A 24,615-nucleotide genomic window follows, 5' to 3' on the forward strand; every position below is an offset into this window, starting at 1 on the left:
CCGAGCTCCGCCGCGCGTAAACTATCGGGTAACGCCCGGCTCTCCGCGGGCGTCCCACCCGGCGGGCGCGGGAGGTCGCACGCCTAGAGTGTGCGCCGTGGTCCCCACCGTCGCCGTCACCCGCTACGTGACTCCGCTCCGCGAGGGCGGCAGCCTGCCCGGCATCGTCGAGGCCGAGGATCTGGGCACCTACGTCTGCAAGTTCCGGGGTGCCGGTCAGGGGCTGAAGGTGCTGGTCGCCGAGCTGGTCGTCGCCGCTCTCGCCCGGCGCCTGGAGATCCCCACACCGGACCAGGTGCTGCTCGACCTGGACCCGTCACTGGCGCGCTACGAGGCCGACGAGGAGGTGCAGGACCTGCTCAACGCGAGTGCCGGCATCAACCTGGGCATCGACTTCCTCCCGGGATCGTTCGGGTTCGACTCCAGCGTCGAGCCGGACCCCTCGCTGGCGGGGCGGGTGCTGTGGCTCGACGCGATGACCGCCAACGTCGACCGGAGCTGGCGCAACCCGAACCTGCTGGTCTGGCGCGGCGTGCTCTATGCCATCGACCACGGCGCCTCCCTCTACTTCCACTACTCCTGGCCCGGTGGCCCCGGCGACCCCGCCCGGTTCGCCCGGCAGCCCTACGACGTCACCGAGCACGTCTTCGCCCGGTTCGCCGCGCAAGCGCGCGAGCAGGACGCCGCACTGGCCGGTCTCCTCGAGCCGGCGGTGCTGACCGAGGTCCTCGCCGAGGTGCCCGACGAGTTCCTGGAGCCGGTCCCGGAGGCGGAGACCCCTGCAGCGGTGCGGGAGCGCTACGTGGCGTTCCTCGCCGCCCGGGTCGACGGCGCGCGCGAGTGGCTCCCCGGCGGTGCCGCGTGAGTGGTACGACGCCCGCGACCCGCCTGCCCTACCAGTACGTCGTGCTGCGCTGCGTGCCACGCGTCGAGCGCGAGGAGTTCCTCAACGTCGGCGTGGTGCTGTACTGCCCCGAGGCCGACTACCTCGCCTCGGCGTCCCGGGTCGACCCGGCGCGGGTGGAGGCGCTCGCGCCGGGGTTCGACGTGGTCGGGTTGCGCAGTGCGCTGGCCGCGGTGGAGGCGGTCTGCCGCGGCGAGGCGCACGCGTCCTACGCGGCGGCGCTGCGGGCCACCGCGTACGGGACGCGTGAGGCGGTGGACACGCCGGGGACCCGGTTCGGTCTGCTGAAGGCTCCGCGCAGCACCGTGCTCCAGCCGGGGCCGGTGCACGGCGGGGTCACCGACGACCCGGCCGGGACGCTGGCCCACCTGCTCGAGCGCCTGGTCGACTGACCGGCGCCCGAGTCGCGCGGGGAGCGATGGCTACCAGGGATCGGGCCGGGGATCAGACCGGGACGAGCTCGACCGCGCCGACCGCGTAGCGGGCCAGCAGGATCCGGGCGACCTCGGGGTGCGCACCGAGCGGTTCGGAGACCGCCACGGCGCCGGCCTCGACCGCCAGCTCGGCGGCGCGGTCGACCAGGGTGCCCGGGGCCAGGAACAGCGACGCGACGGCGATGTGGCGGCGACCCTCGGCGCGGAAGGCACGCACCGCCTCGCCCGTGGCCGGGGGAGCGCTGGTCGCGTAGGCCGCCGAGACCGGCAGCTTGTGGTGGGCGCCCCACACCCGGGCCAGGCGGGCGACGGCCTGGTTGGCGAGCGGGTCGGAGGAGCCGGCCGCGGCCAGCACCAGCGCGTCCAGCTCGCGGACCCGGTTCTCCGAGAGGGCGGCCCGCAACCGCTGGTCGAGCACCTCGAGGAAGCACGACTCCAGGCCGAGCACACCGGTGGTGCGGATCTTGAGGCCGGGGTGACGGGCGGTCGCCTCCGCGACCATCTCGGGGATGTCGACGCGCGCGTGGAACGCCTCGACGAGCAGCAGCGGGACGACCACGATCTCGTCGTACCCGGCCCGGACCAGCTTGTCGACGACGGTCTGGAAGCCGGGCTTGGAGAGCTCCAGGAAGGCCTTCTCGATGCGCAGGTCGGGGCGCTGGGCCTTGGCCTCGTCGACGAGAGCGGAGATGGTGGCAGCGGAACGGGAGTCGCGGCTGCCGTGGGCGAGGGCCACCAGGGCGGGAGCGGTCATCGGACGCTCCTCCTCTCGTGAATCATGAGTGAATGCCGCATTCGGTCTTGTTGGTGCCGGCCCACCGTCCGCTGCGGGGATCGTCCCCGGGGGCGACACGGCGGGTGCACGGCGCGCAACCGATCGACGGGTAGCCGTCGTAGACCAAGGGGTTGACCAGGACTCCGTTGTCGGCGATGTAGCGCTCGACCTGCTCGTCGCTCCATCGCGCGATCGGGGAGACCTTGACCTTGCCCTTCTTGGCGTCCCAGCCGATCACCGGCGCGATCACACGGTTGTGCGTCTCGGCGCGGCGAAGCCCGGTCGCCCATGCGTCGTAGCCGGCCAGCGACGCTGCCAGCGGCTTGACCTTCCGCAGTTGGCAGCACAGGTCCGGGTTCGTCCGGAACAGGTCCTTGCCGTACTCCGCGTCCTGCTCGGCCACGGTCTGCTCGGGGGTGAGGGTGATCAGGTTGACGTCCATCGTCGCCTCGACGGCATCGCGGGTGCCGATGGTCTCGACGAAGTGGTAGCCGGTGTCGAGGAAGACGACGTCGATCCCGGGCACCACCTTCGCGGCGAGGTGCGCCAAGAGGGCGTCGCCCATCGAGGAGGTCACGCAGAAACGCTCGCCGAAGGTGGCGGCGGCCCACTCGATGATCACCTCTGCGGGGGCCAGCTCGAGCTCGGCACCCCAGTGGGAGACGAGCTCACGCAACTCCTCCGGGGAGCGTCCGGCGGTCTCGGTGCCACGTGCGCTGCGCGCACGGGCGGTGGTCGGTGCGGTCATCAGGCACCTCCCGTCACTGGTCGGTCGGGTCGGACCATGCCGAGCATGGTCACGGTGAAAGCGCGCAGGCACGCGCGGCACTCCCAGCCCTTCTCGGCCGGGAAGAGGTCGGTCTCGCCGCAGAACGGGCAGTGGAAGGGGACGGCCCGGGCGTTGCTGCCCTCGGCGGTCATGCCGGGCCCCTCATCCGACCGTCTCCACGGTCTTGTCGCCGCGCAGCAGGTCGTCGTCCGCGCGGGCGGCCCAGGCGGCGAAGGTCTCGCCGTCGGAGCGGTCGGCCAGGAAGTTGGTGACCACGTTGGTGACGTAGTCGTCCAGCCCGGCGCTGGTGATCTTGTGGGCGCGCAGCTTGCGGCCGAAGGCGGCGTGCAGCCCGGTCGCGCCGCCGAGGTGCACCTGGAACCCCTCGACCTGGTTGCCGTCGTCGTCCATCACCAGCTGGCCCTTGAGGCCGATGTCGGCCACCTGGGTCCGGGCGCAGGCGTTCGGGCAGCCGTTGACGTTGATCGAGATCGGCGTGTCCAGCGCCGGGAACCGCCGCTCCAGCTCGTCGACGAGCTTGCGGGCGCGCTCCTTGGTGTCGACGATCGCGAGCTTGCAGAACTCGATGCCGGTGCAGGCCATCGTGTTGCGGCGCCATCCGGAGGGACGCCCGGAGAGACCGATCGTGTCGAGCCGGTCGAGCAGCTCCTCGACCGTCTCCGGCGCGACACCGATCAGCACGATCTTCTGGTACGGCGTCAGGCGGGCCCCGGTGACGCCGTACTGCTCCATCAGGTCGGCGAGCTGCACCAGCAGGGTGCCGCTCACCCGGCCGGCGGTGGGGGCGATGCCGATGTAGCGGTCGCCGTCCTTCTGCTCGTGGACGCCGATGTGGTCGCGGTACCCGACCGGGGCGGCGGGGGAGTCGAGGCTGACCAGCTGGCGGCCGAGGTACTCGTTCTCCAACACCTCGCGGAACTTCTCGACGCCCCAGTCGGCCACCAGGAACTTCAGCCGGGCGCGGGAGCGGAGCCGTCGGTAGCCGTAGTCGCGGAAGATTCCGGCGACGCCGGCCCACACGTCCGGCACGGCGTCCAGCGGGACCCACACACCGAGCTTCTGCGCGAGCATCGGGTTGGTGGAGAGTCCGCCGCCGACCCAGACGTCGAAGCCGGGGCCGTGCTCGGGGTGCACGGTGCCGACGAAGGAGACGTCGTTGGTCTCGGGGGAGACGTCCATGCTCGGGTGTCCGGTGAGGGCGGTCTTGAACTTCCGCGGGAAGTTCGAGAACTCCGGGTTGTTCAGGTAGCGCCGCTCGATCTCGGCCAGGGCCGAGGTGCCGTCGATGATCTCGTCCGCGGCGACGCCGGCGACCGGCGAGCCGAGGAAGGGGCGCGGCGAGTCGCCGCACGCCTCCATCGAGTGCAGGCCGACCTCGTCGAGACGTTCCCAGATGGCGGGCACGTTCTCGATCTCGATCCAGTGGTACTGGATGTTCTCGCGGTCGGTGACGTCGGCGGTGTCGCGGGCGAAGTCGACGCCGATCGAGCCGAGGGCCCGGACGGCGGCCGGCGAGAGCAGCTTGCCGTCGGAGCGCACCCGCAGCATGAAGTAGCGGTCGTCGAGCTCCTCCTCGTCCAGCGCCGCGGTCTTGCCGCCGTCGATGCCGGGCTTGCGCTGGGTGTAGAGGCCCATCCAGCGGAAGCGGCCGCGCAGGTCGGCCGGGTCGATCGAGTCGAACCCGCGCTTGGAGTAGGTGTAGAGGATCCGGTCGCGGACGTTGAGCGGGTCGTCGTCCTTCTTGGACTGCTCGTTCTTGTTCAGCGGCTCGGTGTAGCCCAGGGCCCACTGGCCTTCGGCCCGACGCGGGCGGGGGATCTCGGTGAGCTGGGCCTTCTTGGCCTGGAAGCGCAGATCGGACATGCGGGAGTTCTGGTCCTTCGCTGACTTGGTGCGCGCATCGGTGCCACGGCGCGCAGAGGGTGGAAGTGGTCTGCGGTGGGGATCAGCGGGGCCAACACATCATGCTGCGGGTGCGCCCGAGGTCCACGTGGCGACGTACCACGAGGAACGCATGGGTTGCAGCGGAGACCATGTCAAGAAGTCTCAGCCTGCGGACGGGGTCGCCACAACGTCGAATCTCATGTTGTGGACCCTCGTGTCATGATGTGAGACATGCGAATGCCTTTCGCGGCGTGGGCCCGGGGGGCGGTGCGACCGAGGTCACACTGCGTCGGACGGTGCTCGGATCGTGAAGGACGGCGATGGGACTCGCCGCCACTACGCTGTCTGTCATGAGCGAGAACGCCGCCGCGACCCCGTCTGATTCCCCCGCCGCGCAGGCGGGCCTGGTCTCCAGCGCCTACCAGCAGGCGCTGGAGGTGATCGCCGGCGTCGAGCCGCGCGTCGCCGAGGCGACCCGGCAGGAGCTCGCGGACCAGCGCGCGTCGCTGAAGCTGATCGCCTCGGAGAACTACGCCTCTCCGGCCGTGCTGCTCACCATGGGCACCTGGTTCTCCGACAAGTACGCCGAGGGCACCGTCGGGCACCGGTTCTACGCCGGCTGCCAGAACGTCGACACCGTGGAGGCGCTGGCGGCCGAGCATGCCCGCGAGCTCTTCGGTGCCGAGTACGCCTACGCGCAGCCGCACTCCGGCATCGACGCCAACCTGGTCGCCTTCTGGTCGATCCTGGCGCACCGCGTCGAGGGTCCGTGGCTGGAGAAGTTCGGCGCGAAGAACGTGAACGAGCTCAGCGAGGCGGACTGGGAGTCGCTGCGCCAGGAGCTGGGCAACCAGCGGCTGCTCGGGATGAGCCTCGACGCCGGGGGCCACCTGACCCACGGGTTCCGTCCGAACATCAGCGGCAAGATGTTCCACCAGCAGCAGTACGGCACCGACCCGGAGACCGGGTTGCTCGACTACGACGCCGTCCGCGCCAAGGCGAAGGAGTTCAGGCCGCTGGTGCTCGTTGCGGGCTACTCGGCCTACCCGCGACGGGTGAACTTCGCCAAGATGCGCGAGATCGCCGACGAGGTCGGCGCCACCCTGATGGTCGACATGGCCCACTTCGCCGGCCTGGTCGCGGGCAAGGTGTTCACCGGCGAGGAGGACCCGGTTCCCCACGCCCACGTGGTCACCACCACCACGCACAAGTCGCTGCGCGGCCCGCGTGGCGGCCTGGTGCTGGCGCAGGAGGAGTACGCCTCGTCGGTGGACCGCGGCTGCCCGATGGTGCTGGGCGGCCCGCTCTCGCACGTGATGGCCGCCAAGGCGGTCGCGCTCGCCGAGGCGCGCCAGCCCTCCTTCAGCGGCTATGCACAGCAGATCGCGGACAACGCCAAGAGCCTGGCCGACGGGTTCCTCTCCCGCGGTGCGGACCTGGTCACCGGCGGCACCGACAACCACCTGGTGCTGCTCGACGTCTCCGCGTTCGGGCTGACCGGTCGCCAGGCCGAGTCGGCGCTGCTCGACGCCGGCGTGGTCACCAACCGCAACTCGGTGCCGGCCGACCCGAACGGCGCCTGGTACACCTCGGGCATCCGCCTCGGCACGCCGGCGCTGACCACCCGCGGCTTCGGCCACGACGAGTTCGACCGGGTCGCCGAGCTGATCGTCGAGGTGCTCAAGGCCACCACGCCGGGCACCACCAAGGCGGGGGCGCCGTCCAAGGCGTCGTACCAGCTGGCCGACGGGGTCGCGGACCGGACCCGCGCCGCCTCGGCCGAGATGCTGGACAAGCACCCGCTCTACCCGGGTCTCGAGCTGGTCTGAGCGGGCGGCCGACGGACGCAGGGCGCGTGCCGGACGACGACCGGCAGGACGCGACCGCGGGGGAGCCCCCCGTGGTCGCGTCGTCGTCTCCGGAGCGCGCGGACCCGGCCACCGGCCCCTGGTGGCGCCGCCGCCTGCACGAGCTGTGGCGGATCGTGGTCACCGCCGCCGGCGCCTGCCTGCGCTACCGGGTGACCGGGCTGGCCGCCGAAGCCGCCTTCTTCGCCGTGCTCTCGGTGCCGCCGCTGATCTTCGCGCTCGCCGGCGCCGTCGGCTACGTCTCCGACCAGTTCACCGCGGCGCAGGTCGCCGACGTGCAGCAGGCCGTGACCGACCTGACCTCGACGTTCCTGACCGAGAGTGCGGTCAACCGGGTGATCACGCCGACCATGAACGAGGTCCTCGACGGCGGCCGGTTCGACGTCATCTCCCTCGGCTTCGTGCTGGCGCTGTGGTCCGGGTCGCGTGCGCTCAACGTCTTCGTCGACACCATCACGATCATGCACGGCCTGGGCGGCCACCGGGGGATCGTCCGGACCCGGGCGCTCTCGTTCGTGCTCTACATCCTGGCCCTGGTCACCGGGGCGGTCTCGATCCCGCTGCTGATCGCCGGACCCGAGCTGGTGCGGCGGTGGCTGCCCAACCGGGCCGAGTTCCTGATGCACTTCTACTGGCCCACGGTGATCGTGGTCTGCATCTGCTTCCTCGCCACGCTCTACCACGTCTCGGTCCCGGTCCGGACCAACTGGAGCTTCAACCTGCCCGGCGCCTGCTTCTCGCTGGTGGCCTGGATCATCGGCTCCTACGTGCTCCGCTGGGTGCTGACCGTGACCGCCGCCGACTCCCGCTCGATCTACGGTCCGCTCGCCGCGCCGATCGCCGTCCTGCTGTGGCTCTACGTCGTCGCCCTCGCCGTGCTGATCGGCGCGGCGGTCAACGCCGCCTTCGACCATGTCTACCCGCAGCAGACCACCACGCGGGCGCGCCGCGAGCTGATGAACCGCCTCCTCCGACGCCCCGCGGCGGACGTGGACTAGATTCGCCGCCGTGAGGGACGTCCACCAGCCGATCGAGGGCAGCGCCGCCCTGGGGAAGGTCGCGCTGCCGGAGACGGTGCGATCCCCGTGGTGGGAGCTGGGCCGGCGACTCCTGGCGGCGATGGCGATCCTGGTCGGCACGGTGCTGTTGGTCTACTTCGACCGGGAGGGGTATCGGGACGCCGGCGATGCCACCGAGGCGAACCCGTTCGGCACCGTCAGCCTGATCGACGCGCTCTACTACACGACGGTCACCCTCAGCACGACCGGGTACGGCGACATCGCGCCGGTCAGCGACGGTGCGCGACTGATCAACGCGTTCGTGATCACCCCGGCCAGGATCGCGTTCCTGGTCCTCTTGATCGGTACCACGCTCGAGGTGCTCGCCCAGCGTGGACGAGAGCAGTTCCGAGTCGCTCGTTGGAGGAAGAAGATGGACCACCACGTCGTGGTGATCGGCTACGGCACCAAGGGCCGCAGCGCGATCGACACGTTGGTCAACAACGGCCTCGACCGGGACCACGTGGTCGTGGTCGACCCCAGCCCCGCGGCCCTGTCCGAGGCGAACGCGCAGCAGCTGGCGGTGGTGACCGGCGACGCCACCCGGCGGGAGGTGCTCCGCCAGGCCCGGGTGCGCGATGCCGACCAGATCGTGATCACCACCGGCAACGACGCGACCAACGTGCTGGCCGCGCTGACCGTGCGCCAGCTCAACCCCGACGCCTGGATCGTCGCCTCCGTCAGTGAGCACGAGAACGCGCCCCTGATGCGTCAGTCGGGTGCGGACTCGGTGATCACGTCCTCCGACGCCGTGGGACGCCTGCTCGGTCTGTCCACCCTCTCCCCGAAGCTCGGCTCGGTGATGGAGGACCTGCTCACCTACGGCGAGGGCCTCGAGGTCGCGGAGCGGGACCTGCTGGTCTCCGAGGTCGGCCGGCCGCCCCAGTCACTTCCGGACCAGGTGATCGCCGTGGTCCGGGACGAGAAGGTGTACCGCTACTTCGACCCGGTGGTCACCCTGCTGGCGCGCGGTGACCGGCTGGTCGTCGTACGACCGGCCAAGGAGCTGCCGTGGGCACCGCGGCCCGGCACCCACAACGAGGACTCGGCCTCCGAGCCGGACTGACCGGCCGGGGCTGGGTCGGCCGGGGCTCAGTCCTCGCTGGCCGCCGCCTTCGCGGCGTCGACGTCGAACTCGCGGACCGCTGAGATGACCTGCTCCAACGCGGGCGCCGGCAATGCGCCGGCCTGGGAGAAGACCAGTGCTCCCTGCTTGAACGCCATCAGCGTGGGGATCGAGGTCACCTTCGCGGCGGCGGCGAGCTGCTGTTCGTCCTCGGTGTTGACGGAGCCGAAGACGAGGTCGCCGTGCTGCTCGGCGGCGGCCTGGTAGATCGGGGCGAAGTTGCGGCAGGGGCCGCACCACGACGCCCAGAAGTCGACGAAGACGATGTCGTTGTCGAGGACCGTGGACTCGAAGTTGGCGGCGGTCAGATCGGTCGTGGCCATGGTGGTGCAACGTACCGGGGAGCGGGATATTCCCGTCGGGGCCCCGGCCCACCCGTGCGGGGGGTGCGGTGGGTTGGGCCGTGGTGGTTGGGTGGAGACAACCGAACCCCCTTCCCTCAGGAGGCTCCTCATGTCCCGGACGGACGTACAGGACGAGATCAAGAACCTGGTCGACACCGCGTCGCCGAAGGTCGAGGCCGCCGCACTGGTCGCGGCCGAGCGCGGCGCCGCGCTCGCCGACATCGCCGCGCAGCGCAGCGCTGACTTCGCCGAGGTCGCGGCCGAGCGCGGGGGCGAGTTCGCGGGGCTCGCCGCGGAGCGCGGTGCCGTGATGGCCGAGGTCGCCGCCGAGCGCGGCGCCCAGCTGGCCGGGCTGGTGGCCGCGAAGAGCAACGAGGCCGCTGTGCGGCTGGCCGAACGGATCCCCGACGACGTCGTGGACCGGCTCCCGGACACCATCTCCGACCACCTGCCGAGGAAGAGCCGCAAGGGCCGCAAGGTGCTGCTCGCCTTCGCCGCCCTCGCCGCGGGCGGGGCGCTGGCCTACGCACTCTCCACCCGCAAGAAGTCCGCCCCGGCCCCGGCCCCGGTCCCGCCGCCGGAGCCGAGGGACACCAACGAACCGCCCGGAGCCTGACTCCGCACGAACGACGAAGGCCCCGGTCCTAGGACCGGGGCCTTCGTGTCGGTGGGCGATACTGGGTTCGAACCAGATTTCAACTGGTCGGCCGATCTGGCCGCTGGCCAGCAAAAACCCGGCGTGACCTGCGCATATAACCCGTTCCGGCGAGTGAAGCATCCGGAAGCATCCGGAAGCATCGTGCCCTATGATTGGGCACGTTGAGGGCACGAAGGGCGTGCCCGACCCGATCGGAGACCGCATGGCCAGCACCGGCAAGACCAAGTTCGGCACCACGAGGAAGCTGCCGTCCGGTCGTTACCAGGCGCGCTACACCGGCCCTGACGGCATCCGCCGCAAGGCGCCGGTCACGTTCGACACGCTCCGCGACGCTGAGACCTGGCTGGCCACCGTGCGGGCCGACATCGTGCGTGACGTCTGGGTGCCCAGCAAGCAGACCGCACCCGATCTGACGTTCGGCGAGTACGCAGACGCCTGGCTCGCCGGCCGCACGCTCAAGGCCCGCACCCGCGCCCACTACCGCAAGCTCCTCGACCAGCAGATCCTCCCGACGTTCGCCGCGACGACGCTCAAGACGATCACCCCGGACAGCGTGCGCGCCTGGCACGCCGTGACCGCGACGGACCGCCCCACCCTCCGCTCCCACGCCTACGGCCTGCTGCGCACCATCCTTGGCCAGGCCGAGCGCGACGACCTCATCGGCCGCAACCCGTGCCACATCCGCGGCGCGGGCAACGCCAAGCGCGTGCACAAGGTCGAGCCCGCCACTCTGGGCGAGCTCGAGCACATCGTCACCGCGATGCCGCAGCGCTACCAGCTCCTGGTGCTCCTCGCCGCCTGGTGCGGCCTGCGGTTCGGTGAGCTCACCGAACTGCGCCGCGGTGACGTCGACACCCGCAAGGGCGTACTGCGCATCCGCCGCGGCGTCGTGCGCGCGGACGGGGAGACCCTGGTGACCACCCCGAAGTCCGACGCAGGCATCCGCGACGTGTCCATCCCGCCACACCTGCTGCCGCTGGTCCGCGAGCACCTGCTGCAGCACGCGGCACCCGGCCGCGACGGCCTACTGTTCCCCGCCCGGTCAGGTGGCCACCTCGCCCCCGCGAGCCTCTACCGCGTCTACTACCCGGCACGCGCACAAGCCGGACGCCCAGACCTCCGATTCCACGACCTCCGCCACACCGGCGCGGTCCTCGCCGCCTCGACAGGCGCCACCCTCGCCGAGCTCATGGGCAGGCTTGGCCACTCCACCCCCGGCGCTGCGCTGCGCTACCAGCACGCCGCCCAGGGCCGCGACGCCGCGATCGCCGAAGCCCTATCCCGCCTCGCCCAGGGCACCCCACCACAGTGAGAACCCTCTGGCTCACCTGCCCACGCTGCGGTCGCAACCTCGCCCGCGTTACCCGTGGTCCCGGCGCCGGCCCCGCCAGGCGCGTAGTCGGCGCCGACGTCCTCGACATCGCCGCGGCCGGCACCGGCACGGTGAGGGAATGGCGAGCGGTCGAGGATCCCCGGTTCAGAGACGTCCCCGAGGACGTCATGGTTCGTGACCTCGCCGCGACATGTCTAGGCGTCACCTGGCCAGACAACGACCCACCCGACCGCGGCACGCAGTCGCTGCTCCGCGCCCGCCTGGCGCTGGTCCGCGCACTGTCGTTCACCTGCACAGGGCGAGCGGGCACCGCGAGCCGCGGCCCGATCGGGTGCGGGGTCGAGGTCAGGAGAACCGACGCATGGCTCTGGCGCGCTTGGCTCGAGGAGGCCGAGGCAGGCGAGGGGTCGCGGCACCGGTCGCTGCACGACGACCCATCCCCGCCCAGCGGAAGCGTCACCGACTGACGAGCGTGGGAGGCATGGTGGTGTCGTTTGCTGTGGTCTACAGTTCCCACACACAACCGCATGGCGATTGGTTCACGCTGCAGCCCTCAACGGGCACGGTCAGCGCGAACCATGCACCTCGCCCGAGGACGCACTAGGGAACCTCGCCCAAGCCTTGTGCAGCCGATCGGCCCCGGCAGGCCGGTCATACGGAGGCTGCCCAATGGCAACGAAGAACCAGCGCCCCACCACCGCCGCGACCCCGCAGAAGCGACTCCGCAACCTGACGGTCGCCGCCGAGTACTTCGACGTCACCCCGCGCACGGTCCGCCAGTGGATCGCTGACGGCCGACTCACCGGCTACCGCGTCGGCGCCAAGCACGTCCGCGTCGACATGAACGAAGTGGAAGCCATGGCCGAGGTGATCCCGAGCAGCGCGGCCGGTCGGTGAGGGCGGTCGTAACCGCCGAGCCGCAGTGGTTCGGAAAGGTCCCCGACAAGCTAATCCGGCGAGCGGGGAGGCGCCGCGCGTCGCGATAGCTCTCTACGCTCTCGTGGCGCGTCAGAGCGTCGGACGCGACGAGTGGTTTCGCACGTGGCGCCAAGTGGCCGCCGACTTGAAGACCTCCATCAGCACCGCCAAGCGGGCTGCGAAGTGGCTCGAGGACGAAGGCTGGATCGAGAAGGCTCATCAGGTCTACACCGGCCCGGGGTCGACCCGGTTGGCCAAGGAGGGCGAGGCGCCCTCGGCCGGGAACGTCTGGCGTTTACGCGACCAGGACGAGGTGCGGCGCGAGAGCCTTACCTGTGACACCGAGGGGGTGGTCACGGCTGACCAGGGGAGGGTGGTCACGGGTGACCAGGGGAGGGTGGTCACGGGTGACCACCAAAAGGAGAACCTCGTAAGGGAGAGCAGTAGTAGTACCGGCTCGCACTCGCAAGCGACCGCCACAGCGGCCGAGAGATCCAGGGCTGCCGCCGACTGCGCGCTGGTAGCCGCCCTCTCCGCGCTGCCAAGAAGGGTGCGACCAAGGCCTACTGCCAAAGTGGTCGAAGTGCTCTCCGAGCTCGAGGCCGCGGGCTGGACCGTGCCCGATCTGCGCGAGCACCTGGCCGACCTCGGCTGGCCCGAGTCCGCGACGCCTGGCCTCGCAGTCGAGCGCCTACGTGACCTACGCGACTGCCAACCTCCCGAACGAGCCGCCGAGCCGCCCGACCCATCGGCGCGCTGCGAGGTGTGCGGGCAGACGGACGAACGCCGCTGCCGTCTCGCAGGCTCCAAGGTTCACCCGGACGATCGACACGCCTATCGGCCGGTCGGCCTCAGCGCTTCGGCGAGAACGACAGACTGGGAACTGCCGGCCACCAGAGCGAGAGCCGGCCTCGGCGGCGTGGTGAGAGGCGGGTCCAGTGGCTGACAACCGATCAGGGAACCGGCCCGGAGGCCGGACGGTGCGGGTCGAGGTGCGTGGTGATCCCGACGCGGTGGCCGAGGTCGACCAGATCATCTCGGCAGCGCTGTCCGCGGCTGGCTTGACTGCCGCGCCTCGGCCGCGGCATCTGCGTGTGGTGCCGCCACCGGACCGCCGGAAGCGAGCGACGCGGTGAGGCGCCGACGTCCGTCGTCGCGGCGCTTGGGTGCGGCGCTGGTCGAGGAGCGGTGCTGGTGCGGGCGGCCGCGGCGCGGCGTCGTGGCCGCGGCCCGCGGTGTGCTGGCGCATCACTGCGGACAGTGTGCCGAGCACTGCACGGTCGCGCTGTACCTCGAGCGGGTGCCCACGCTGCTGCGACGGGGCACCTCGTGACGGCCGCAGGCGCCCAGGCCGGTCCTGGTGGCGACGCGCCGGCATCGGCCTGGCGTGCGCGGTTCGCTGGTGCGCGGGTCGGGATCGTGTTCGGTCAGCGGGTGCGGATTGTGTCGGTGGCTCGTGCTGGGGTGCGGTGTCGGTTCCCGGACGGTCACGTCGAGCGGGTCCACCCCGACGACGTCGAGCCGGGCCCGCCGTTCCCGATCGGGGAGGCGGCGCGGTGACTGAGGACTACGGCGAGCACCCCGCAGCGTGGAAGGCCACGACCCACTGCACGGTCTGCGGTCAGACCGAGGACGCTTGCCGCCGCAACCCGTACGGCGGGCACGAGTACGTAGGCGCGGCGACGCATCAGGTGCAGCTCAACCGCGAGCGCCGCCAGCACCTGGCTGCACGCCACGGCACGGGGGAGGGCGACCGGTGACCCCGCAGCCGCTGCTGCGCCTGGTCGACGTGCAGCACCCGACCACGCCCACCGTCGCGGGCGCCGCCGTCGCGGCCGGTCTGCCGGGGGAGGTGCTGGCGTGGGATCGGTTGCTCGAGGCCTACCGCGGTGCGGCCGGACGGGACGGGCTCAAGGCGTCCACGGTCGGCATGCACGTCTCGCACTGCCGCGACCTGGCCCGCCAGGTCGACCGGGCGCCTGGCGAGGTGACCGCGGACGAGGTCCGCGCCTGGCTGGCACGCCCGGGGTGGTCATACCGCACCCGCAAGGCACACCGGGCATCGGTCGCCGCCGTGCTCGGCTGGGCAGCCCGCACGGGCCTGGTCGAGGTCGACCCAACCGCAGGCGTCTACGCCTCCCAACTGCTGCCCACCGCCGCAGTGCCCGACCTGCCTTCACCGCACGGTGTCGAGAACGCCGAGGGTGGTCCGGTCGAGCAGGACGGGCCCGTGGACAGGCCGGGTGTGCCCGTGGACGCCCGCACCGCGGCGTCCGCGGCCGAGCACCCGGCCAGGCTCTGGGCGCGCCGCAGCGGCGTGTCCGTCGCGGCCACGGGTGCACTGCCGGTCCAGGTGCTCGAGGCGTGGGCGGCCGCTGGTGCGCCGCGGGTCGAGGTCGCCGGCCACACCGCGGCCGCGGCGTGGGCGCAACTGCTGGACGGCTACGAGGTCGCGGCCCGCGCTCGAGGACTGCGACCCGGCACCATCCGCCAGCGCCGCCACCACTGCGAGCACCTGGCCCACGCCACCGGACTAGCGCCCCTCGACGTCGAGCCGGACGACCTGCTCGAGTGGCAGGCCCGCGAGCACCTGGCACCGGCCACCCGCCGATCCGTACGCGCCAGCATGCGCGCTGTGCTGGGCTGGGCACACCAGGCCGGCCACCTGCCCGACGATCCCGCCGCCGACCTGCCCCCGGTACGGGTGCCCTCCGGCGTGCCACGGCCCGCGACCGAGACCGCGATCCGCGACGCAGTGAACCGCGCCTCGCCCAAGCAACGCATGATCCTGCTGCTCGCCGCCTACGAGGGGCTGCGCCGCGCCGAGATCGCCGCGCTCCGCGTCGAGGACCTCACCCCGACCGGGTGGCACATCGTCGGCAAGGGCGGCCGCGAGCGCCTGGTCCCCGCCCACGCCGCCCTGCTGGACGAGCTCGCCGCCTACCTCGACCACACCGGGATCCGCGGCGGCTGGCTGTTCCCGACCGAGGACGGCGCCGGCCACCTCACCACCGAGCACATCGGTCGCACGGTCAGCAGACTGCTGCCCCCTGGCGTATCGCTGCACAAGCTGCGCCACCGGTTCGCCTCTCAGGCCTACGCATCGGCCTACGACATCCGATCCGTGCAGGAGCTGCTGGGCCACGCCTCGCCCGCCGTCACCGCACGCTACGTCGCGGTCCCCACCCCACAGCTCGAGGCCGCCGTCCGCGCCGTGCCACCCGTCCCAGGCATCACCACCCCACACCCACCCCGGTCACCGATCCGCAGCGCCTCGACCAGGCGCCCGACCTCGACCAGGCGCCCGACGTCGACCAGGCGCCCGACCTCGACCAGGCGCCCGACGTCGACCAGGCGCCCGACGTCGACCAGGCGCCCGACCTCGACCAGGCGCCCGACGTCGACCAGGCGCCCGACCTCGACCAGGCGCAGAGCGGCTGCGCGGGAGGAGCCTGACTCAGGATGAGAACGTCAGCACAACGCTGCCGCTGTCCACATCCGTGGGCACACTGGTCGCCATGCCTTCGACCAGGTACGACCAGGCAATCGCCGACATGCGCGGCCTGGTCGAGCACCGCAGTCGCGTCGAGGCGAGCATCAAACGTCGGTTCGTTGAAACGCTGGCCTGGCACCGCAGCCACGGCGTGCCGTGGACCGTGCTGGCCGATGGGCTCGGAATCGCCAAGCAGACCGCGCACCGAGCCTGGTCCACCGCGGTCGCGGACCGGCTCAGGGCTGGCGAACCCGCCCGCCCCACGGAACCCGACGTCGAGCTCTGGTAGTCACCGGCCGGCGCCGACCATCCCGCCGCGCCGCCCGCGCCACCACACAATCGAGGAGCCGCCGGACATGGTCGCCTACGCCGCCCTGGTCGTTGCGCTGGTCGCCCTGACCATCGCCACCGCGACCTACGTCGCCGTCCGCCGCTACGCCACCACCACGTCGGCATGCCTGCGCGCTCAGCGCGGACGACCATCCACCAGCCAACCGGCAACACCCCCGCGCCCCGACGCCAGCCGCACCCACCCCGCGCCACCCGCGGCCACCCCTGCCACCGACCAGCCGAGAGGACCCCGACAGTGAGCATGTTCGGCACCAGCAGAGCCACCAGCAAGAAGCACGCCACCGGCAACACGACCACCACGACCACCACGACCGCCGCCGACCCGACGACGCCAGTACCGAACCCCGACCTGCCCGCCGGTTACGACGACCCCGCCTCGCCGTTCCACGTCCCCGGTGACCTACGCGAGCACTACCGAGTCGACCCTGACCAGGACCTGGAGAGGTCGACCAGCTTCGACTTCAAGAAGTGGTGCGCGACCAGGATCGCGGTCCGCGAGTTCGACCAGCTCGCCGCCGAGGAGACCGCCCAGCTCGGCAACATGTCCGACGAGCGGATCGGGCTCCGCATGCCCGACTTCATCGGGACCGCCTCGCCCTTGTACGCGACTCCCCGCGGCCGGCGCCGCGAATACGATCCCGACGCGGACCCCGCGAAGAAGCTCGGAGTGATGATCCGCAAGTGGGGGATGGGCACCACCGCGATCACCGACGTGCAGTACTCCGCTGCCGACGTGGCGCTCTACTGCCACGCGGTCAACCTCGCTGACGCCCGCACCCGGCGGGACCAGGCGCAGCGCGAGGTCGAGGCGCAGGCCCGGTTCGAGGCGCAGCACACGTGCGAGGTCTGCGGCCGCTTCGACCCGACCACCGCCAGCCACGACCTGGACGGGCTGCGCGTCCCGCGGTGCTGCGCGCCGTGCAGCCGGGTCCTCACCCACGAGGCCCGCCGCCTCGAGGCTCTCGCCGTCGAGGGGCTCGCCGCCGAGGAGGTCGAGGGCCGCGCACGTCTCGACCTCGCCCGCACCTGGATCCACGAGCGCACCGGCCTACGCTCCTGACCACCCACTGACCGGTGCGGCCGTGGTGGTCCCGCACCGAGGGCGGGCAGGCCCGCGGTGGCTCAGGCGTCTGCCCGCCCGCCTCACCCCTCGACGTCCCACGCACGCCGTGACCTGACCACCGCGTCACGCGCTGCTGGTGACGTCCACTCCACCCGCAGTACCAGCCCGCGCGCTGCGAGCTGCCCGACCAGGTGCGCAGCCGCATGCTCTGCGACCAGGTCGGCCCGCACAGGGCCCACGCCTGCCACCCGCGCCGACCGGAAGATCGCGGCCCGAATCGCGGCGACCTGGTCGCCGTCCTCGAGCCGCAGCACCGGCTCCACGTCCCCGCCCATCGCGCGCGTCACCGCGCCATCGTCGCCGACCTCCACCGCGAAACGCATCAACACGCCCCCGGTTTCTGATCCGCCGCGGGGTCGCGGCAGCCCCCGACCTGCCTTTTCTTCCCGACGCGGGCCCCAACCCCGAAACCGGACGGAATCGAACAGATGTTCGGAATAACGGCCGTAGGCAATGTCTACGCGACGTCGCCAACGTCTACGACAACGCGGGACGCACCCCGACGACTCACCGCCCCTCGAGCTGCACCGCGGCGTGCGGGCCGCCTCGAGCTGCACCGCGGCGGCCTGGTCGACGTCGAGGCGCACCGCGGCGTGCGGGGCCGCGTCGAGCTGCACCGCGGCGTGCGGGCCCGCGTCGAGCTGCACCGCGGCGTGCGGGCCGCGTCGGCTGCAGCGCGTCGAGCTGCACCGCCGGCGCGACCTGGTCGACGTCAGGCAGGATCGTGCGTCGGCTGCGCAGCGGCTGCGCGGTCAACCACGCGGCGCATCGCGGCCTGGTGCTGCGCCCGCTCGGCTGGCGACGCCGGCCAGTCCCGCAGCATCGCCGCTGCAGCTGCGCCGTCCTCGACCAGGACGGTCTGCACGGGGCGGCCGAGAGAGCGTGCAGCACGCCGAGCAGCGCGCCGCCATGCAGCGACGTCTGCGCCTTGGGTGCTGCGCGCTTGCCCCGTCGCGATGAGGTCGGCGCGGATCGTCGCCTCGAGCCGATCGCGCCGAACGTTGATCGAGGTGACCGGTGACGCCATGGGCCACGGTCTACCACGGCGGTCCGACCGCGCTCCACCCAACCGGCGGGGCCGGCCGATCCGGCTGGCTCTTGCGGTCCGAGCGTGGTCGGGAGACCGTGTGAATCAGTCGAGCCGTCGTGCCCCCGCGTGCCCAATCAGTGGGCACGCGCCGGGGCGAATCGGGCACGTACAGGGCACGAGGCCGGACTCCGTGGTGGGAATCCGGCCTCTGACCTGCGCTTATGTCGGTGGGCGATACTGGGTTCGAACCAGTGACCTCTTCGGTGTGAACGAAGCGCGCTACCACTGCGCCAATCGCCCGACAGCGCGCGGTCGTCGACCGCGCGGAGGCGACTCTAACGCATACCGCGAGCAGGGTTCACATCGGGACCGGTGCGGGGTGGGGCGAGGGCCGAGCCGGGCCGTTGGCCGGCGCTCAACGGTCGAGCCCGAGCAGCTCGGGCTCCCGCGCGCGCCAGCGTTCGGCCGCCTCGCGGGTGACCGGTCCGGGGCGGGCAGCTCGCGGTCGTCCCACGTCGCGACGGCCTGGACGTCACGCGTGGTGGAGACCAGGAAGACCTCGTCGGCGCCGCGGGCGACCTCGATGGGCTCATCGACCTCGCGGCCGCCGTACCACTCCAGGACGAGGGCACGGGTGACACCGGCCAGGCATCCACTGGCCAGGGTCGGGGTGCGCAGCTCGCCGTCGACGACGTAGAAGACGTTCGTCCCGGTGCCCTCGCACAGGTGGCCGGCGAGATTGGCGAAGACCGACTCGCTGGCGCCGCGCTCGGCGGCCCGGGCGAGCGCCATCACGTTCTCGGCGTACGACGTCGTCTTGAGGCCGGCGAGCGCCCCGCGCTCGTTGCGTGGCCAGGGTGCGGTGACGATCGCGGTGGTGGGCGGCATCGGAGCCATCGGCGCCGCCACGACGGCGACCGTGCAGGCCTCGTCGCCCCGGCCCGAGCCCAGCGGCGCGTTCCCTCCGGTGACGGTGATCCGCAGGCGCCCCAGGGGCAGGGGTGGCCGTCGAGCACTGCTGCCACTCCCTCGCGGACGTGGTCGAGGTCGACCGCGGGCAACCCGAGTCCGGTCGCCGACCGCTGCAGCCGCTCCAGGTGCCGGTCGAGGGCGAACGGCCGGTCCTGCACCACCTTCACCGCCTCGAAGACGCCGTCGCCGACGGTGAAGCCGTGGTCGGTGAGGGGCACGGCGGCCGCCGTCGGGTCGGCCAGCAGGTCTCCGTTGATCCAGGCGCGCACGCGGTCAGCCTAGGGCCAACGGCCGCGCGCTGACCGAGGCATCAGTAGATGGTGACCGTGACGGTGTTCGAGCAGGAGCCGGCATAGCTGTTGAGCACGCTTTTCTCGCTCGCGTCGGCGCTCAGCCCCCACCGGACCTTCACCGCGACCCACTCCGCCACGTAGCGGCACCTCGACCGGGTGGGCAGCCACTGGGCCGGGTCCTGGTCGCTCTTGGACTGGTTCACGTTGTCGGTGACGCCGACCAGCGTGCGGTGGTCGCCGAGGTCGTTGGCGTAGGCCTGGCGCCGCGCGGTGGTCCAGGAGCGTGCACCCGAGCCCCATGCCTCGGCGAGCGGGACCATGTGGTCGATGTCGACGTCGGAGGCTGCGGTCCAGGAGACGCCGTCGTAGTAGGAGTACCAGCGTCCGCTCTTCACGGTGCACTTGCTCGCGCTGGTGTAGGTCAGCGGGGTGTCGGTCTCGCGCTCGCTGATCAGCACCTCCGCGCGGGTGTTCTGGCAGTCGCCGTTGGCGTCGACCCAGTGCGGGAAGAGGTCGCGGTCGTAGCCGCTGTTGGACTCGCTCGCGGTGGGTATCTGGGCGACGGCCTGGGCGAGGGTGCCGGAGAAGGTCGCGGCCTGTGCCGGAGCAGCCGGTACGCCGAGCAGCCCGGCAGCGAGCAGCGACAGGACGGCCAGGAGGCGGGTGGTGGAGAACAGCATCCGAGAACGAAGCATGAGAGCTCCTGCTGGTCGGTGCCGGACCGGATGCCCGGCGTGGCTGTCTCCTTCCTACGGCCTCCGGTGCCTCGTGCGCGAGCCCCACATCGGGGAGTTCGGCACTGTTCACCGAGTCGTCACAACCGCCGACCACCCGGTCGACCACCCGGTCGACGGGGCCCGGGCACGGCCGCGACACCCTGGAGGGACCCCGGTTTTGGCCCCCTCCGAGCGATCCGCTAATGTTCTTTCTCGCACGGGAACGGCGCCGGAAACGGGGCCGGGAAGTGTCAGGCGGACGTAGCTCAGTTGGTAGAGCGCAACCTTGCCAAGGTTGAGGTCGCGAGTTCGAGCCTCGTCGTCCGCTCGGAGAGGTCAGACCACTGGCTGGCCAGCGGTCAGCCTGGTCCCATCGCACGATGGGACCAGGGCCTGACGCTCGCACGGTGGGTTGGCCGAGAGGCGAGGCAACGGACTGCAAATCCGTCTACACGGGTTCAAATCCCGTACCCACCTCCACCACCACAACTCAAGACTTGGGCGATTGGCGCAGCGGTAGCGCGCTTCCTTGACACGGAAGAGGTCACTGGTTCAAACCCAGTATCGCCCACCAGCGGATCCGCCCCTCACCCGAACCGGTGAGGGCGGATTGCATTTCCGCCCGCCCTCCTCACGGAGGAGGCCGATACTCCGCACGGCCGATGTATCCGGACCTCCGACGCGGTTGACTCCGCCCCACACGGGTCATGGAGGAGTTCGGATGGAGCTGAAGTGGCGATCTCGTCGCGGCACCGCCGTCGCGGTGGCACTCGGGTGCTCGGTGGCGCTCCTGCCGATGCTGGTGCAGCCTCGGCCTGCCAGCGGCGCGGAGGCGCCGGAGACCCGGCTGATCACCTACACCTGGTCCCACACGGCTCATCTGGCCACCTTCAACTTCGATGCGCCGGGATCGGTCGGTGCCACCTTCGAGTGCAGCCTGACCGGGCCGGGGGAGGCGAGCGCTTGGTCGGCTTGCGTCAGCCCCCGCCAGTACGACGAGCTCACCCCCCGGGTCTACGAGTTCAGGGTCCGGGCGCGCGCCGGGGACGGTACGGCGGATCCGACGCCGGCGGCGCGACGGTTCAACATCGGGGTCGACACGGTCTGGCCGGAGACGAGCCTCTCCGACATCGTCGCGCCGACGACGGCGCGCACGGCGACCTTCGGGTTCGCCTCGAGCGAGGGCGGCACGTTCGAGTGCCGGCGGCGTCATTCGGGCCGACTGCTCGGTGACTGGGCGCCCTGCACCACCCCGGTGCGCCTCGCTGACCTTCCCGACGGGACGCACCAGTTCGAGGTACGCGCCGTCGACCTGGCGGGGGAGTACGACCGCACGCCCGCGTCGTACACCTGGCTGCTGGACGCCACACCTCCCGACACCACGATGTCGGTCGGAGACCTCGACGGCCGAGCGGCGTCGTTCTCCTTCGCCGGCGGCACGACGCACGAGTGTCGGCTCGTCGGCCCCGGTCGGGTCGCAGTCTGGACCCTCTGCCGCTCTCCCCAGAAGTACGAGGCGCTCGCGGACGGTCGGTACACCTTCGCGGTGCGCGCGCTCGACCGCCACGGCAACGCCGATCGGACGCCCAGCGTGCACACGTGGGTCGTGTCGACGGGGTTGCGGATGCTCGTCCGCCCGCGTGTGGAGGGCGCCGCGCGTCCCGGCAGGATGCTGCGCGCCACGCCGGGCAGGTGGGCGCCGACACCCACCTCCGTCCGCTACCAGTGGCTGCGGGACGGTCGACCGATCCGCTCGGCGCGGTCGCGCGGCTACCGCGTGCGCCCGGCCGACCGGGGAGACCGCCTCAGCGTGAAGGTCAGCGTCACCAGGGCGGGTCATCCGAAGGCCACCGCGGTCTCCGCTTCGCGACGCGTCCGGTGAGCGTCGGCGAACAAGGGGGACGGGCCGCGTCGTGGGGTGGGGGGATGCCGGGTGCCTGATCGAGCCATCGCACGAGATCAGGCACCCGGCACGACCCACCCGCACTCGTAGGCGAGGACGACGGCATGGACACGGTCCGGCAGCCCGAGCTTGGCCAGGATCCGCGCGACATGGGTCTTGACGGTCGTCTCGGAGAGGTACAGCATCTCGGCGATCTCGGCGTTGCTCGCCCCGCGGGCCAGATGTCCGAACACCTCGAGCTCCCTCGCCGTGAGTGTGGACAGCGCCTCGGGCGTGCCGGGTGTGGCCGGAGCGCGACGCAGGTAGGTGTCGATCAGGCGGTGCGTCACCGTCGGTCCGAACAGCTGGCCACCGCCGTGCACGCAGCGCACGGCCTGGATGATCTCCTGGGGCGTCGCGGTCTTGAGGAGGAAGCCGCTCGCGCCCGCTCGCAAGGCCCCGAAGACATGCTCATCGAGGTCGAACATCGTCAGCATGACCACCTTCGCTGTCGGACGCGCGGCGCGGGTGAGCCGGACGCCCTCGATGCCGTCAGTACCCGGCATCTCGACATCCATCAGTACGACGTCCGCCTGTGCCGCACGTGCACTGGCGGCGGCCTGACGTCCGTTCTCGGCCTCGGCGACCACGTCGATGTCGCCCTCGACGGCGAGGATCGTCCGCAGGCCACTGCGGATGAGGTGCTGGTCGTCGGCGAGGACGACGCGGATCATCGGACGGGCTCCGGGATCGGGCGGTCGCCGCCCGTCGTCGGCGCAGGGCGACCCGAGCCTTCCGATGCGTTCGTCCGCGCCACCGGCCACCGCGCCGCGAGGAGGAAGCCCGTTGCGACCGGTCGTGCCTCGAGGTGGCCGCCGAGGCGCGCCACCCGTTCCCGCAGTCCGGCGATGCCGAGCCGGGACCCCGGCCCGGAGGGGGAGCGCGTGGCGACACCGCTGCGGATCTCGATCGACACGGAGCCGTCCCGGCGCTCGACGCTCAGATCGGCGATCGTGTCGGGGGCGTGCTTGACGACGTTGGTCAGGCCCTCCTGGATCACGCGATAGGCCGTGTCCGCCGCGTCGCTCGGAGCGAGGTCGTCGAGCCGGTGGACCCGGATGACGAGGCCTCCCGCCTGCACCCGGGCCACCAGCTGTGCGACCTCCGTGGCGAAGGGCCCGGGGTGCCGGCGCTCCAACCTCCCCATCAGCGCGTCGAGCTCCCTGCGGGCATCGATGCCGACGGCCAGGGCCGCCTCGAGCGCGGCTCGGGCGGTCGCCGGAGCGTGCTGCCGCGTGGACTCAGCGGCGCCCAGCTGGAGCAGCATCACCCCGAGCGAGTGGCTCGCGACGTCGTGCAGCTCGCGCACCAGACGCGCGCGTTCCTCGACGACGAGTGGGGCCATCATCGTGTGGAGCTGGGCCTCCCAGGCGCGGACGCGGCCGACCTCCCGCTCGTGGTCGCGAACGAGCTGACGCCACACCAGTCTCGCGAGCACGACCAGGAACACCAGCGCCGCCGCGACCACGGCATGCTCCAACGATCGCTGTCCCGCTGCCGCCACGGCCGCCGCGGCGAGCGCGAGGAGGAGCAGTGTCTCGCGGACTCCCGCCCGGACCGCGATCCAGGCGGTCACCGTGAGGGCGCCCATCTCGGCGACGCCCTGCACCATCGGGGTGTGGGTGAGGGCCGCCGTCATCAGGACGATCGTCAGCGCAGCGACCGCCAGGGACGCCGAGAAGCGGCGCAGGACGAGGGTGGCGCACACGAGCGCGCCGAGTGCGGCGGAAGCCGGACGTAGGTGGACGTCGTCGGACAGGGTGAGCTCCACCAGCCCGAGGAGGCAGGCCCCGCTGGTGAGAGCGAGGTCCCAGGTCCACGGGACCCGTGAGGTCCGGCGTTCGGGGCCCGGCTCCGCGTCCGGAGCGACCGGCGCCCGGAGGAGGGTGAGCAGATCGCGCAGCTCGCGTACCGCGCCCTCGCCTCGGAGGCGCGCCTGCTCGAGCGATCCGGCATCGAGCGTCGCCAGCCCGCAATGGATGCGGTCGGTCATCTCCTCGACGGCGTAGCCGACCACCGTTGCGCTGCGGGCCATCAGGCGGCGCCGCTCGGACGCCAGCACTCGAGCTGACAACCCGCCGACGTCCTGCTGCTCCAACGCCAGTGCGCGACGACGCACCAGGTCGACGCGGCGTCGCCGAGCGCCGAGGTGGCGTGCCACCAGAAAGGTGCTCGTGAAGAGTGCCACGCCGACCGCGGTGCGCACCGGTGACAGACCGGTGGCGAGGATGATGCCGTTGAACAGCGCGACCAGCGGAGCGGCGACGCGTAGCGGGACGCGCTGTCCGACCACCACCAGAGCGAGCAGCGCGGGCAGCAGGCCGGAGGCGTTGTCGCGGTCGACACCGGCGAGCAGGCCGGCCGCCTGCGTCCCGCACACCACCAGGGCACCGCCGGCGGGGTGGCGACCCAGGAGCCAGCACCCCGCTGCGAATCCGCAGGGGATGAGCGCGACGGCGGGCCACTGGCCGAGCAGGAACGTCGCCGACCACGCGGCGGCAGCGGCAGCGGCAGCGGCGTGCCACCGGCTCCGCAGCGCTCGGCTCTCGCTCACGCGGTCAGCGTAGAGCCGCGCCGAGAGGCACGCGGCGCTTTTCGGGCGA

27 protein-coding genes, 4 tRNA genes and 1 pseudogene are annotated in these 24,615 nt (G+C 71.9%); 20 read left to right on the forward strand and 12 right to left on the reverse strand.

From position 1 onward, the window contains the following. The first annotated feature begins 97 nt into the window (after nucleotides 1–97). Nucleotides 98–865, forward strand: coding sequence for a HipA family kinase (locus FIV43_RS04365; protein ID WP_141013146.1), 768 nt, complete (start codon nucleotides 98–100; stop codon nucleotides 863–865). Beyond that, a complete protein-coding gene (locus FIV43_RS04370; RefSeq protein ID WP_141013147.1) occupies nucleotides 862–1,296 on the forward strand; it encodes a DUF3037 domain-containing protein in 435 nt (144 codons plus the stop codon). The genes FIV43_RS04365 and FIV43_RS04370 overlap by 4 nt, the downstream gene beginning before the upstream one ends. 52 nt (nucleotides 1,297–1,348) lie before the next feature. Here FIV43_RS04370 and FIV43_RS04375 read toward each other — a convergent pair whose 3' ends face one another. Genes FIV43_RS04375 through FIV43_RS04385 form a run of 4 tightly spaced genes read right to left on the reverse strand, consistent with a single transcriptional unit; the run spans nucleotide 1,349 to nucleotide 4,766 of the window. Then, entirely contained in the window at nucleotides 1,349–2,092 is a 744-nt protein-coding gene (locus FIV43_RS04375) for a sirohydrochlorin chelatase (RefSeq protein WP_141013148.1), read from the reverse strand. A 22-nt stretch (nucleotides 2,093–2,114) separates the two neighbouring features. Next, nucleotides 2,115–2,861 (reverse strand): phosphoadenylyl-sulfate reductase, encoded by a 747-nt coding sequence (locus tag FIV43_RS04380; protein ID WP_141013149.1) that lies wholly within the window; start codon nucleotides 2,859–2,861, stop codon nucleotides 2,115–2,117. Further along, nucleotides 2,861–3,034 carry a hypothetical protein gene (locus FIV43_RS20845; RefSeq protein ID WP_181407682.1) on the reverse strand — a complete coding sequence of 58 codons (174 nt, stop codon included), beginning with the start codon at nucleotides 3,032–3,034 and terminating at the stop codon, nucleotides 2,861–2,863. Before FIV43_RS20845 ends, FIV43_RS04380 begins: the two co-directional genes overlap by 1 nt. 10 nt (nucleotides 3,035–3,044) lie before the next feature. Further along, entirely contained in the window at nucleotides 3,045–4,766 is a 1,722-nt protein-coding gene (locus FIV43_RS04385) for a nitrite/sulfite reductase (protein ID WP_141013150.1), read from the reverse strand. Between the two features lie 371 nt (nucleotides 4,767–5,137). Between FIV43_RS04385 and FIV43_RS04390 the strand changes: the two genes are divergently transcribed. Genes FIV43_RS04390 through FIV43_RS04400 form a run of 3 tightly spaced genes read left to right on the forward strand, consistent with a single transcriptional unit; the run spans nucleotide 5,138 to nucleotide 8,779 of the window. Continuing rightward, nucleotides 5,138–6,616 (forward strand): glycine hydroxymethyltransferase, encoded by a 1,479-nt coding sequence (locus FIV43_RS04390; protein ID WP_141013151.1) that lies wholly within the window; start codon nucleotides 5,138–5,140, stop codon nucleotides 6,614–6,616. Nucleotides 6,617–6,642: 26 nt separating this feature from the next. After that, nucleotides 6,643–7,653, forward strand: coding sequence for a YihY/virulence factor BrkB family protein (locus tag FIV43_RS04395; protein ID WP_231123687.1), 1,011 nt, complete (start codon nucleotides 6,643–6,645; stop codon nucleotides 7,651–7,653). Nucleotides 7,654–7,663: 10 nt separating this feature from the next. Continuing rightward, complete coding sequence (locus FIV43_RS04400) at nucleotides 7,664–8,779, forward strand: potassium channel family protein (protein ID WP_231123688.1); 1,116 nt, start codon at nucleotides 7,664–7,666, stop codon at nucleotides 8,777–8,779. Nucleotides 8,780–8,805: 26 nt separating this feature from the next. Here FIV43_RS04400 and trxA read toward each other — a convergent pair whose 3' ends face one another. Then, nucleotides 8,806–9,162: a thioredoxin gene (gene trxA / locus FIV43_RS04405; RefSeq protein ID WP_141013152.1), complete on the reverse strand. Its 357-nt coding sequence runs from the start codon at nucleotides 9,160–9,162 to the stop codon at nucleotides 8,806–8,808. Nucleotides 9,163–9,292: 130 nt separating this feature from the next. Here trxA and cwsA point away from each other — a divergent pair, with 130 nt between their 5' ends. The 10 genes from cwsA to FIV43_RS04455 all read left to right on the forward strand — a co-directional run bounded on the left by cwsA (nucleotide 9,293) and on the right by FIV43_RS04455 (nucleotide 16,996). Next, nucleotides 9,293–9,799 (forward strand): cell wall synthesis protein CwsA, encoded by a 507-nt coding sequence (gene cwsA / locus FIV43_RS04410; protein WP_181407683.1) that lies wholly within the window; start codon nucleotides 9,293–9,295, stop codon nucleotides 9,797–9,799. 244 nt (nucleotides 9,800–10,043) lie between these two features. Beyond that, on the forward strand, nucleotides 10,044–11,153 hold the full coding sequence (locus FIV43_RS04415) for a tyrosine-type recombinase/integrase (RefSeq protein ID WP_141013154.1): 1,110 nt from the start codon (nucleotides 10,044–10,046) through the stop codon (nucleotides 11,151–11,153). Between the two features lie 690 nt (nucleotides 11,154–11,843). Next, on the forward strand, nucleotides 11,844–12,071 hold the full coding sequence (locus tag FIV43_RS04420) for a helix-turn-helix domain-containing protein (protein WP_141013155.1): 228 nt from the start codon (nucleotides 11,844–11,846) through the stop codon (nucleotides 12,069–12,071). Between the two features lie 154 nt (nucleotides 12,072–12,225). Beyond that, on the forward strand, nucleotides 12,226–13,038 hold the full coding sequence (locus tag FIV43_RS04425) for a hypothetical protein (RefSeq protein ID WP_141013156.1): 813 nt from the start codon (nucleotides 12,226–12,228) through the stop codon (nucleotides 13,036–13,038). Between the two features lie 186 nt (nucleotides 13,039–13,224). Further along, entirely contained in the window at nucleotides 13,225–13,425 is a 201-nt protein-coding gene (locus FIV43_RS04430) for a hypothetical protein (RefSeq protein WP_141013157.1), read from the forward strand. Between the two features lie 223 nt (nucleotides 13,426–13,648). After that, nucleotides 13,649–13,852, forward strand: coding sequence for a hypothetical protein (locus FIV43_RS04435; protein WP_141013158.1), 204 nt, complete (start codon nucleotides 13,649–13,651; stop codon nucleotides 13,850–13,852). Next, nucleotides 13,849–15,558 carry a tyrosine-type recombinase/integrase gene (locus FIV43_RS04440; protein WP_141013159.1) on the forward strand — a complete coding sequence of 570 codons (1,710 nt, stop codon included), beginning with the start codon at nucleotides 13,849–13,851 and terminating at the stop codon, nucleotides 15,556–15,558. The genes FIV43_RS04435 and FIV43_RS04440 overlap by 4 nt, the downstream gene beginning before the upstream one ends. A gap of 34 nt (nucleotides 15,559–15,592) precedes the next feature. Then, nucleotides 15,593–15,874 (forward strand): hypothetical protein, encoded by a 282-nt coding sequence (locus FIV43_RS04445; protein ID WP_141013160.1) that lies wholly within the window; start codon nucleotides 15,593–15,595, stop codon nucleotides 15,872–15,874. A gap of 67 nt (nucleotides 15,875–15,941) precedes the next feature. Continuing rightward, nucleotides 15,942–16,175, forward strand: coding sequence for a hypothetical protein (locus FIV43_RS04450; protein WP_141013161.1), 234 nt, complete (start codon nucleotides 15,942–15,944; stop codon nucleotides 16,173–16,175). Further along, on the forward strand, nucleotides 16,172–16,996 hold the full coding sequence (locus FIV43_RS04455; protein WP_141013162.1) for a hypothetical protein: 825 nt from the start codon (nucleotides 16,172–16,174) through the stop codon (nucleotides 16,994–16,996). The genes FIV43_RS04450 and FIV43_RS04455 overlap by 4 nt, the downstream gene beginning before the upstream one ends. Nucleotides 16,997–17,079: 83 nt before the next feature. Here FIV43_RS04455 and FIV43_RS04460 read toward each other — a convergent pair whose 3' ends face one another. The 4 genes and pseudogenes from FIV43_RS04460 to FIV43_RS04475 all read right to left on the reverse strand — a co-directional run bounded on the left by FIV43_RS04460 (nucleotide 17,080) and on the right by FIV43_RS04475 (nucleotide 19,228). Then, nucleotides 17,080–17,346 carry a hypothetical protein gene (locus tag FIV43_RS04460; protein ID WP_141013163.1) on the reverse strand — a complete coding sequence of 89 codons (267 nt, stop codon included), beginning with the start codon at nucleotides 17,344–17,346 and terminating at the stop codon, nucleotides 17,080–17,082. Nucleotides 17,347–17,771: 425 nt separating this feature from the next. Beyond that, nucleotides 17,772–18,086: a hypothetical protein gene (locus FIV43_RS04465; protein ID WP_141013164.1), complete on the reverse strand. Its 315-nt coding sequence runs from the start codon at nucleotides 18,084–18,086 to the stop codon at nucleotides 17,772–17,774. 231 nt (nucleotides 18,087–18,317) lie between these two features. Next, nucleotides 18,318–18,389: transfer RNA gene (locus FIV43_RS04470), tRNA-Val, on the reverse strand. Further along, nucleotides 18,369–19,228 (reverse strand): annotated as a pseudogene (locus tag FIV43_RS04475) (aminotransferase class IV). Before FIV43_RS04475 ends, FIV43_RS04470 begins: the two are co-directional and overlap by 21 nt. On the opposite strand from FIV43_RS04475, the gene FIV43_RS23430 reads away from it, so the two are divergent. After that, on the forward strand, nucleotides 19,127–19,363 hold the full coding sequence (locus tag FIV43_RS23430) for a hypothetical protein (RefSeq protein ID WP_231124003.1): 237 nt from the start codon (nucleotides 19,127–19,129) through the stop codon (nucleotides 19,361–19,363). The pseudogene FIV43_RS04475 and the gene FIV43_RS23430 overlap by 102 nt on opposite strands. Nucleotides 19,364–19,371: 8 nt before the next feature. Here FIV43_RS23430 and FIV43_RS04480 read toward each other — a convergent pair whose 3' ends face one another. Then, a complete protein-coding gene (locus tag FIV43_RS04480; protein WP_141013165.1) occupies nucleotides 19,372–20,034 on the reverse strand; it encodes an HNH endonuclease family protein in 663 nt (220 codons plus the stop codon). 291 nt (nucleotides 20,035–20,325) lie between these two features. Here FIV43_RS04480 and FIV43_RS04485 point away from each other — a divergent pair. From FIV43_RS04485 to FIV43_RS04500, 4 genes are all read left to right on the forward strand, one after another. Beyond that, nucleotides 20,326–20,398, forward strand: a tRNA-Gly gene (locus FIV43_RS04485). 78 nt (nucleotides 20,399–20,476) lie between these two features. Continuing rightward, nucleotides 20,477–20,550 (forward strand) — tRNA-Cys (locus FIV43_RS04490). A 19-nt stretch (nucleotides 20,551–20,569) separates the two neighbouring features. Further along, nucleotides 20,570–20,644: transfer RNA gene (locus FIV43_RS04495), tRNA-Val, on the forward strand. Nucleotides 20,645–20,791: 147 nt separating this feature from the next. Beyond that, nucleotides 20,792–21,952: a hypothetical protein gene (locus tag FIV43_RS04500; RefSeq protein ID WP_141013166.1), complete on the forward strand. Its 1,161-nt coding sequence runs from the start codon at nucleotides 20,792–20,794 to the stop codon at nucleotides 21,950–21,952. Between the two features lie 77 nt (nucleotides 21,953–22,029). On the opposite strand, the gene FIV43_RS04505 is transcribed toward FIV43_RS04500, so the two are convergent. Continuing rightward, nucleotides 22,030–22,686: a response regulator gene (locus FIV43_RS04505; protein ID WP_141013167.1), complete on the reverse strand. Its 657-nt coding sequence runs from the start codon at nucleotides 22,684–22,686 to the stop codon at nucleotides 22,030–22,032. Further along, nucleotides 22,683–24,566 (reverse strand): sensor histidine kinase, encoded by a 1,884-nt coding sequence (locus FIV43_RS04510; RefSeq protein WP_141013168.1) that lies wholly within the window; start codon nucleotides 24,564–24,566, stop codon nucleotides 22,683–22,685. The genes FIV43_RS04505 and FIV43_RS04510 overlap by 4 nt, the downstream gene beginning before the upstream one ends. Between the last annotated feature and the right edge of the window lie 49 nt (nucleotides 24,567–24,615).

This window comes from Nocardioides sambongensis (assembly GCF_006494815.1).
Lineage (GTDB): Bacteria > Actinomycetota > Actinomycetes > Propionibacteriales > Nocardioidaceae > Nocardioides > Nocardioides sambongensis.